Source organism: Streptomyces katrae (genome assembly GCF_000966975.1).
Lineage (GTDB): Bacteria > Actinomycetota > Actinomycetes > Streptomycetales > Streptomycetaceae > Streptomyces > Streptomyces katrae.
Map to the genome: position 1 here is coordinate 1 of NZ_JZWV01000422.1, position 7,122 is coordinate 7,122.

The window sequence follows — 7,122 nt, forward strand, 5'->3', positions numbered from 1 at the left end:
GGGCGGGGAGGGGACCGCTCCGCGCAGCGGCAGGGACGCACAGCCCCGCAGGACCGCTAGCCTTGATGTCGGAAAACCGCCAGCCCGACGCCCGGGGCACCGGGATGCTGGAGCCATGTACACCGACACCGACCGCTGCGTGCGGGCCGTGCAGTCGAAGGACGCCCGTTTCGACGGGTGGTTCTTCACCGCGGTCCGGACGACCGGCATCTACTGCCGGCCCAGCTGCCCGGCCGTGCCGCCCAAGGTCGAGAACATGAGCTTCCTGCCCAGTGCGGCCGCCTGCCAGCAGGCCGGCTACCGGGCCTGCAAGCGGTGCCGGCCCGACACCAGCCCCGGGTCGCCCGAGTGGAACGCCCGCGCCGACGCCGTCGCACGCGCGATGCGGCTCATCCAGGACGGGGTCGTGGACCGCGAGGGGGTCCCGGGGCTCGCCGCGCGCCTCGGGTACTCCGCCCGGCAGGTCGAGCGGCAGCTGAACGCCGAGCTCGGCGCCGGCCCCCTCGCCCTGGCCCGCGCCCAGCGCGCGCAGACCGCCCGGCTGCTCATCGAGACCTCCGGACTCCCGATGGGCGACGTGGCCTTCGCCGCCGGGTTCTCCTCCATCCGGAACTTCAACGAGACGGTGCGGGAGGTCTTCGCCCTGACCCCCGGCGAGCTGCGGGCCCGCGCCGCCCGGGCGGGCAGGCAGGAACCCCGCGTCCCCGGGACCCTGAGCCTGCGGCTGCCCTACCGGGCCCCGCTCACCCCCGACAACCTCTTCGGGCACCTCGTCGCCACCGCCGTCCCCGGCGTGGAGGAATGGCGCGACGGGGCCTACCGGCGGACCCTGCGGCTCCCCCACGGCTCCGGGATCGTCGCCCTCACCCCCGGCCCCGACCACATCGGCTGCCGGCTCGCGCTGACCGACCTGCGGGACCTGACCATCGCCATCAGCCGCTGCCGGTGGATGCTCGACCTGGACGCCGACCCCGAGGCCGTGGACGAGCAGCTTCGCACCGACCCGCTGCTGGCGCCGCTGGTGGACGAGGCCCCCGGGCGCCGGGTGCCCCGTACCGTCGACGCGGCGGAGTTCGCCGTACGGGCGGTCCTCGGCCAGCAGGTGTCCACGGCCGCCGCGCGGACCCACGCGGCCCGCCTGGTGACCGCGTACGGGGAGCCCGTCGAGGACCCGCAGGGCGGGCTGAGCCACCTGTTCCCCTCCCCCGAGGCGCTGGCCGGCCTCGACCCCGAGGCACTGTCCATGCCGCGCAGCCGCCGGGCCACGCTCACCACCCTGATCGCGGCCCTGGCCGACGGCTCGCTGCCGCTGGGCATCGACAGCGACTGGGAGGCGGCCCGCGCCCGGCTGAACGCCCTGCCCGGCTTCGGGCCGTGGACCACCGAGGTCATCGCGATGCGGGCCCTGGGCGACCCCGACGCGTTCCTGCCGTCCGACCTCGGCGTCCGCAAGGCCGCCCGGGGCCTGGGGCTGCCGTCCACGCCCGCCGCGCTCATCGCCCGGGCGGCCGGCTGGCGGCCCTGGCGCGCGTACGCCGTCCAGTACCTCTGGGCCACCGACGACCACCCGATCAACCGCATGCCCGCAGAAGGAGCACCGTCGTGACCAGCACCAAGCAGCACACCGTCGTGGACAGCCCGTACGGGGAGCTCACCCTGGTCGCCACCGACGGGGTCCTCAGCGGGCTGTACATGACCGGCCAGCGCCACCGCCCGGCCGAGGAGTCCTTCGGGGAGCGGGTCGCGGCGGCCGAGGAGCCGTTCCCGGAGGTGGTGCGGCAGCTCACCGCGTACTTCGCCGGGGAGCTGACCGAGTTCACGGTTCCGGTCCGGCTGGAGGGGACGGCCTTCCAGCGCAGCGTCTGGGAACAGCTCGTCCGGATCCCGTACGGGCAGACCTGGTCGTACGGGCGGCTGGCGGCGGAGCTGGGCAAGCCGGGCGCCTCCCGCGCGGTGGGGCTGGCCAACGGGAAGAACCCGGTCGGCATCATCGTGCCCTGCCACCGGGTGATCGGCGCCTCCGGCTCGATGACGGGCTACGGCGGCGGGATCGAGCGCAAGGTGCGGCTGCTGGAGTTCGAGAGCCGTGGTACCGCCCTGGCCTAGGGGGTGTCCGGCGGATCAGGGTCGGATAGCCCGGGGCGTCTGGTGCCGTGGATTGCAAGGCGGAGGAGGGAGCCACTGCGGAGCATTGGCGACCGACGACAACGCGGCAAGCCGCGGCACCAGACGCCCCGGGCCCGGCCATGATCCGCCGGACACCCCCTAGGGCGTCAGACCACGGCCAGGGGGACCAGCAGGGCGAAGCCCGCGCCCGCCTCGACGGCGTAGGCGTAGAGCGACGGGTGCTGGACCGGCGCGGCGAGCAGGACCACGCTCTGCTGGGTCGCGGCGGCCTTCACCCATTCGTCGTCGGCGCCGAGCCGGCCCTGGTACCAGCCCTCGCAGGGGCCGGGGCCGGTGACGGCGAGGACGTCGTCCTCCCGGCGGTAGAAGGCCTGCCAGCCCTCGGCGGGCGCGGCCCAGGCCTCGAAGTCCTCGAAGTTGGCCCAGCCGCCCTCGCGGATCGCGGTGTCGAACAGCCAGACCGGCATGCCCTCGGGTGAGAGTTCACCGCCCGACTGCTCCTCGGTGGTGAAGTGGACCATGGGAAGGGCGTCGGGACCGTCGGCCGTGCTCGGCCAGGCGTACATCGTGATCATCTGTTGATTCTGCCCTGGGTGGAGGAGTTCGGGACAGGCACGCCGTCAGGCGTTGTCAGGTGGTCTGGGGGCGGCGGCCGTTCTCGAGTTCGACGGTCCCCTCCCCCGACTCCAGTACGCGGCAGGCCTCTTGGGCGCGCAGGCCGAGCGATCCGAGGAGGTACCGGGGCAGTTCGGCCGGCTCGACCAGCTTCCAGGAGAGCAGTTCCTCCTCCTGGAGCCTGATGGAGGCCAGCTGCGCGGCGTCGAGCACTCCGCCGTCGTAGAGGTAGGCGGCCAGCGGGGGCCGGCCCGGGCCCAGGCTCCAGTCGACGGCGAGGAGCCGGCCGAGGGGGAGGTCGAGGCCGATCTCCTCGGCGCTCTCGCGGCGGGCGGCGGTGCGCGGCGACTCGCCCCGGTCGGACTCGATCGTGCCGCCCGGCAGGGCCCAGCCCTCCCGGTAGTTGGGCTCCACGAGCAGGACGCGGCCCCGCTCGTCGCGGAAGAGGGCGGCCGCGCCGGCCAGCACCCGGGGCAGGCTCGCGATGTAGGTGGCGTAGTCATCCGTGGTCGTCACGCCGCCACCCTAACGGGCCTGCCCGGGGCCCCGTACCGGGTGTCTCACCCCTGCGGGCCGGGCCCGTCCCCGCGGTCCCGGGCCCGGTTCTCGGCGAGGCGCCGCAGCCGGGGGTGGCGGGCGGCGTTCGCCTCCGTGACGGCCTCGCCCACCATGGCCCGGACGGCGTCGCGCAGCCCGTGCAGGGCGGCGTGGCGGGCGGGACCGGCGCCGGGGTCCTCGCGCAGTTCGCGCAGCAGGGCCCAGCACAGCAGCAGCATGACGATCACGAACGGCAGGGCGACGAGGATGGTCGCGGTCTGCAGGGACTTCAGTCCGCCCGCGACGAGCAGGACGGCGGCGACGGCGGCCATCAGGACGCCCCAGGTGACGACGAGCCAGGTGGGCGGGTGGAGGGAGCCGCGGCTGGTGAGGGAGCCCATGACCAGGGAGGCGGAGTCGGCGCTGGTGATGAAGTAGGTCATGACCAGGGCCATCGCCACCCATGAGGTGAGGGTGCCGAGCGGGAGGGCGTCGAGCATCGCGAAGAGCGAGGCCTCGGGGCCCTCCTTGGCCTTGGCGGCGAGGTCGGCGGCGGCGGTGGAGTCCAGGCGGATGGCGGTGCCGCCCATCACGCAGAACCAGACGACGGTGGCCCCGGAGGGGACGAGGAGCACCCCGACGAGGAACTCGCGGATGGTGCGGCCGCGGGAGATCCGGGCGATGAAGGTGCCGACGAAGGGGGCCCAGGACAGCCACCACGCCCAGTAGAAGATCGTCCACGCGCCGAGCCAGGCGCGGTCGGTGAAGGCGCCGGTGCGGCTGGCCATGGGCAGCAGCTCGTGCAGGTAGCTGCCGACGCCGGCGGGGATCACGTCGAGGATGTAGACGGTCGGTCCGAGCAGGAAGACGAACAGCATCAGGGCGGCGGCGAGCACCACGTTGAGGGTGCTGAGCCATTTGACGCCCTTGTGCAGGCCGGAGAAGGCCGACAGGACGAAGGCGGCCGAGAGGGATCCGATGATGACCAGCTCGACGGTGGTCGAGTCCTCGATGCCGGTGGTGATGTTCAGGCCCTTGGCGACCTGGATCGCGCCGAGGCCGAGGCTGGTGGCGGTGCCGAAGACGGTGGCGAAGACGGCGAGCAGGTCGATGGCCTTGCCGGGCCGGCCCGCGGCGCGGCGGGCGCCCATGAGGGGGACGAAGGCGGAGCTGAGGCGGTTGCCGCGGCCCTTGCGGAAGGTGGCGTAGGCGAGGGCGAGGCCGGCGATGCCGTAGATGGCCCAGGGGGTGAGGGTCCAGTGGAAGAAGGAGTAGTCCAGGGCCGCGCGGGCCGCGTCCCCGGTGCGGGGGGCGGCGCCGCTGGCGGGGGGCGGGGCGAGGTAGTGGGTGAGGGGTTCGCCGACGCCGTAGAACATCAGGCCGATGCCCATGCCGGCGCTGAACATCATCGCGATCCACGCGAGGTTCCCGAACTCGGGCTCGGAGTCGTCGGCGCCCAGCCGGATGCGGCCGAAGCGGCTGACGGCGAGGACCACGCACAGGACGAGGAAGACGTCGGCGGCGGTCACGAAGAGCCAGGCGAAGTTGTTCAGCACCCAGGCCAGGGCCGAGCCGGAGGCGCTGTCGAAGGAGCCCTTGCCGAGGGCGGCCCAGGCGACGACGGCCAGCACGCCGACCACCCCGACGGCGACGACCGTGAGGTCGGGGCTGTCGTCCGGCGGGCCGCCGCCGGGCCCCGCGCCGGGGGCGTCCGGACGTGCCTGTTCCAGTGATTCCGCGCTCATCCGGCCACACTATGCAGGCGTATATCCCTATTTAGGGGCATGACGCGCCGCATGTGGCCCAGGCCACTCGTGGGCATAGGAGGATCCTCCGGATAAGCTCATGGTGGCGCGACTGCACTGTTCGATAGCAAGGGATTAGCAAGGTGACGGACGGAGCAGTAACTGAGGCCGCGCGCGTGCTCATCGCCGCGGACAAATTCAAGGGCTCGCTCACGGCCGTTCAGGTCGCGGAGCGGGTGACGGCCGGCCTTCGCAGGGCCGTACCCGGCGTGGAGGTCGAGACCCTCCCCGTCGCGGACGGCGGCGACGGCACGGTCGCGGCCGCCGTGGCGGCCGGGTTCGAACGCCGGGAGGTCCGGGTCACCGGTCCCGTCGGCGAGCCCGTCACGGCCGCTTTCGCGTTCCGTGACGGCACCGCCGTGGTCGAGATGGCCGAGGCCTCCGGGCTCCAGCTGCTCCCCGCGGGCACCTTCGCCGCGCTGACGGCGACCACGTACGGCTCCGGCGAGCTGCTGAAGGCCGCGCTGGACGCGGGCGCGCGCTCGATCGTCTTCGGCGTGGGAGGCAGCGCCACCACCGACGGCGGCGCGGGCATGCTCGCCGCGCTGGGCGCGGTGTTCCTGGACGCCGACGGCGAACCGGTGGGCCCGGGCGGCGGTGCGCTGGCCTCGCTGGCTTCGGCGGACCTGTCGGGGATCGACCCGCGCTTCGCGGACGTGGACTTCGTCCTGGCCAGCGACGTGGACAACCCGCTGACGGGCCCCAAGGGCTGCGCGGCGGTGTACGGCCCGCAGAAGGGGGCTTCGCCGGAGGACGTGGCGACCCTGGACGCGGCGCTGGGCCACTACGCGCAGGTGCTGGAGAAGGCGATCGGCCCCAAGGCCGCCGAGCTCGCCGCCTCGCCCGGCGCGGGCGGCGCGGGCGGCATCGGCTACGGCGCGCTGCTGCTGGGCGCGAGCTTCCGTCCCGGCATCGAGCTGATGCTGGAGGTGCTCGGTTTCGCCCCGGCGCTGGAGCGGGCCACGCTGGTGATCACCGGTGAGGGCTCCCTGGACGAGCAGACCCTGCACGGCAAGGCCCCGGCCGGTGTCGCGGCGGCGGCGCGGGCCGCGGGCAAGCCGGTGGTGGCGGTGTGCGGGCGGCTCCTGCTGTCCCAGGAGGCCCTCCAGTCGGCCGGCATCCGGAAGGCGTACCCGCTGACGGAGCTGGAGCCGGACCCGGCGAAGTCCATCCCGAACGCCGGACCCCTGCTGGAGCGCGTCGCGGAGAACATCGCCGCCGAGGTCCTCTGACCCGGCCGCCTGTTGCCCCCGAGGCCCGGTACCCCTGTCATGGGGTGCCGGGCCTCGGCCGTGCGGGGCGCCCAGCGGCGCCCCGGCTACACCGCCTTGGCCGCCGTCAGGACCTCGGACGTCGTCGTCACATGGGCGAAGCGGCCGCCGTGGAGGCTGACGGCGGTGGCCGTCGCCAGCTGATCGGCGGTGAGGGAGAGTCCCCCCGGCCCCGTGAGGTCGAAGGTGTGGGTGGCGTCCAGCGGGACGATGACCTCGTAGCCGAGGTTCCCGCCCATCCGGGCCGTGGTCTCCACGCACATGTTGGTCTGGATGCCGACGACCACCAGCTGGCGGATGCCCCGCGCGGTGAGCCAGTCCCCGAGGTCCGGGGTGCCGTAGAAAGAGGAATTGACGGTCTTGGTGACGTGCAGGGCCTCCCGCCCGACCCGGTCGGCGACGAAGTCCTTGAAGGCGTAGCCGGGCTGGTCGGCGGCGAGGACCGACCCGGGGCGGGGGGAGGCGTGCTGGACCAGCACCACCGGGCGGCCGGATTCCTGCCAGGCGTCCATCAGGGCGGCGATGTTCTCCTCGGCCGCCGGGTTGTTGCGCGGGCCCCAGAAGGAGGCGTCGTCGAAGCCCTTCTGGACATCGATGACGATCAGGGCACTGTCGGGGGCGATCTCGATCGCGTTCTCGGTCATGCATCGATCATGTCCGGCGCGGAGCCGGCGCCCCAGGGGCGTCGGGGACGCGAAACGATGGGATCCTGCCAGACTGGCAGGATCCCCGGATCCGGCTCTGGCAGAGTGGCCGCATGCACCGCG

General features: G+C 73.8%; 7 protein-coding genes. 3 read left to right on the forward strand and 4 right to left on the reverse strand.

All coding sequences use genetic code 11. The features are described from left to right. Positions 1–115 precede the first annotated feature (115 nt). Together VR44_RS16215 and VR44_RS16220 are read left to right on the forward strand one after the other, a co-directional pair. On the forward strand, positions 116–1,606 hold the full coding sequence (locus VR44_RS16215) for an AlkA N-terminal domain-containing protein (protein WP_045948208.1): 1,491 nt from the start codon (positions 116–118) through the stop codon (positions 1,604–1,606). Beyond that, a complete protein-coding gene (locus VR44_RS16220) occupies positions 1,603–2,106 on the forward strand; it encodes a methylated-DNA--[protein]-cysteine S-methyltransferase (RefSeq protein WP_045948209.1) in 504 nt (167 codons plus the stop codon). The genes VR44_RS16215 and VR44_RS16220 overlap by 4 nt, the downstream gene beginning before the upstream one ends. Before the next feature lie 167 nt (positions 2,107–2,273). Here the strand turns inward: VR44_RS16220 and VR44_RS16225 are convergent, their stop codons facing one another. Genes VR44_RS16225 through VR44_RS16235 form a run of 3 tightly spaced genes read right to left on the reverse strand, consistent with a single transcriptional unit; the run spans position 2,274 to position 5,024 of the window. Then, the gene (locus VR44_RS16225) at positions 2,274–2,702 is read right to left on the reverse strand and encodes a hypothetical protein (protein WP_045948210.1); all 429 of its coding nucleotides are present in this window, start codon (positions 2,700–2,702) and stop codon (positions 2,274–2,276) included. A 55-nt stretch (positions 2,703–2,757) separates the two neighbouring features. Then, complete coding sequence (locus VR44_RS16230) at positions 2,758–3,258, reverse strand: NUDIX domain-containing protein (RefSeq protein ID WP_045948211.1); 501 nt, start codon at positions 3,256–3,258, stop codon at positions 2,758–2,760. Positions 3,259–3,302: 44 nt separating this feature from the next. Further along, positions 3,303–5,024, reverse strand: coding sequence for a BCCT family transporter (locus VR44_RS16235; protein ID WP_045948212.1), 1,722 nt, complete (start codon positions 5,022–5,024; stop codon positions 3,303–3,305). A gap of 143 nt (positions 5,025–5,167) precedes the next feature. On the opposite strand from VR44_RS16235, the gene VR44_RS16240 reads away from it, so the two are divergent. Beyond that, complete coding sequence (locus tag VR44_RS16240; protein WP_045948213.1) at positions 5,168–6,316, forward strand: glycerate kinase; 1,149 nt, start codon at positions 5,168–5,170, stop codon at positions 6,314–6,316. An 86-nt stretch (positions 6,317–6,402) separates the two neighbouring features. Here the strand turns inward: VR44_RS16240 and VR44_RS16245 are convergent, their stop codons facing one another. Beyond that, entirely contained in the window at positions 6,403–6,999 is a 597-nt protein-coding gene (locus tag VR44_RS16245) for a cysteine hydrolase family protein (RefSeq protein WP_045948214.1), read from the reverse strand. Positions 7,000–7,122 lie beyond the last annotated feature (123 nt).

What these genes read in the sequence shown, in the direction of transcription:
- VR44_RS16245 (WP_045948214.1), bottom strand. Translation starts at nt 6,999, where the DNA reads ATGACCGAGAACGCGATCGAGATCGCCCCCGACAGTGCCCTGATCGTC.
- VR44_RS16235 (WP_045948212.1), bottom strand. Translation starts at nt 5,024, where the DNA reads ATGAGCGCGGAATCACTGGAACAGGCACGTCCGGACGCCCCCGGCGCG.
- VR44_RS16225 (WP_045948210.1), bottom strand. Translation starts at nt 2,702, where the DNA reads ATGATCACGATGTACGCCTGGCCGAGCACGGCCGACGGTCCCGACGCC.
- VR44_RS16215 (WP_045948208.1), top strand. Translation starts at nt 116, where the DNA reads ATGTACACCGACACCGACCGCTGCGTGCGGGCCGTGCAGTCGAAGGAC.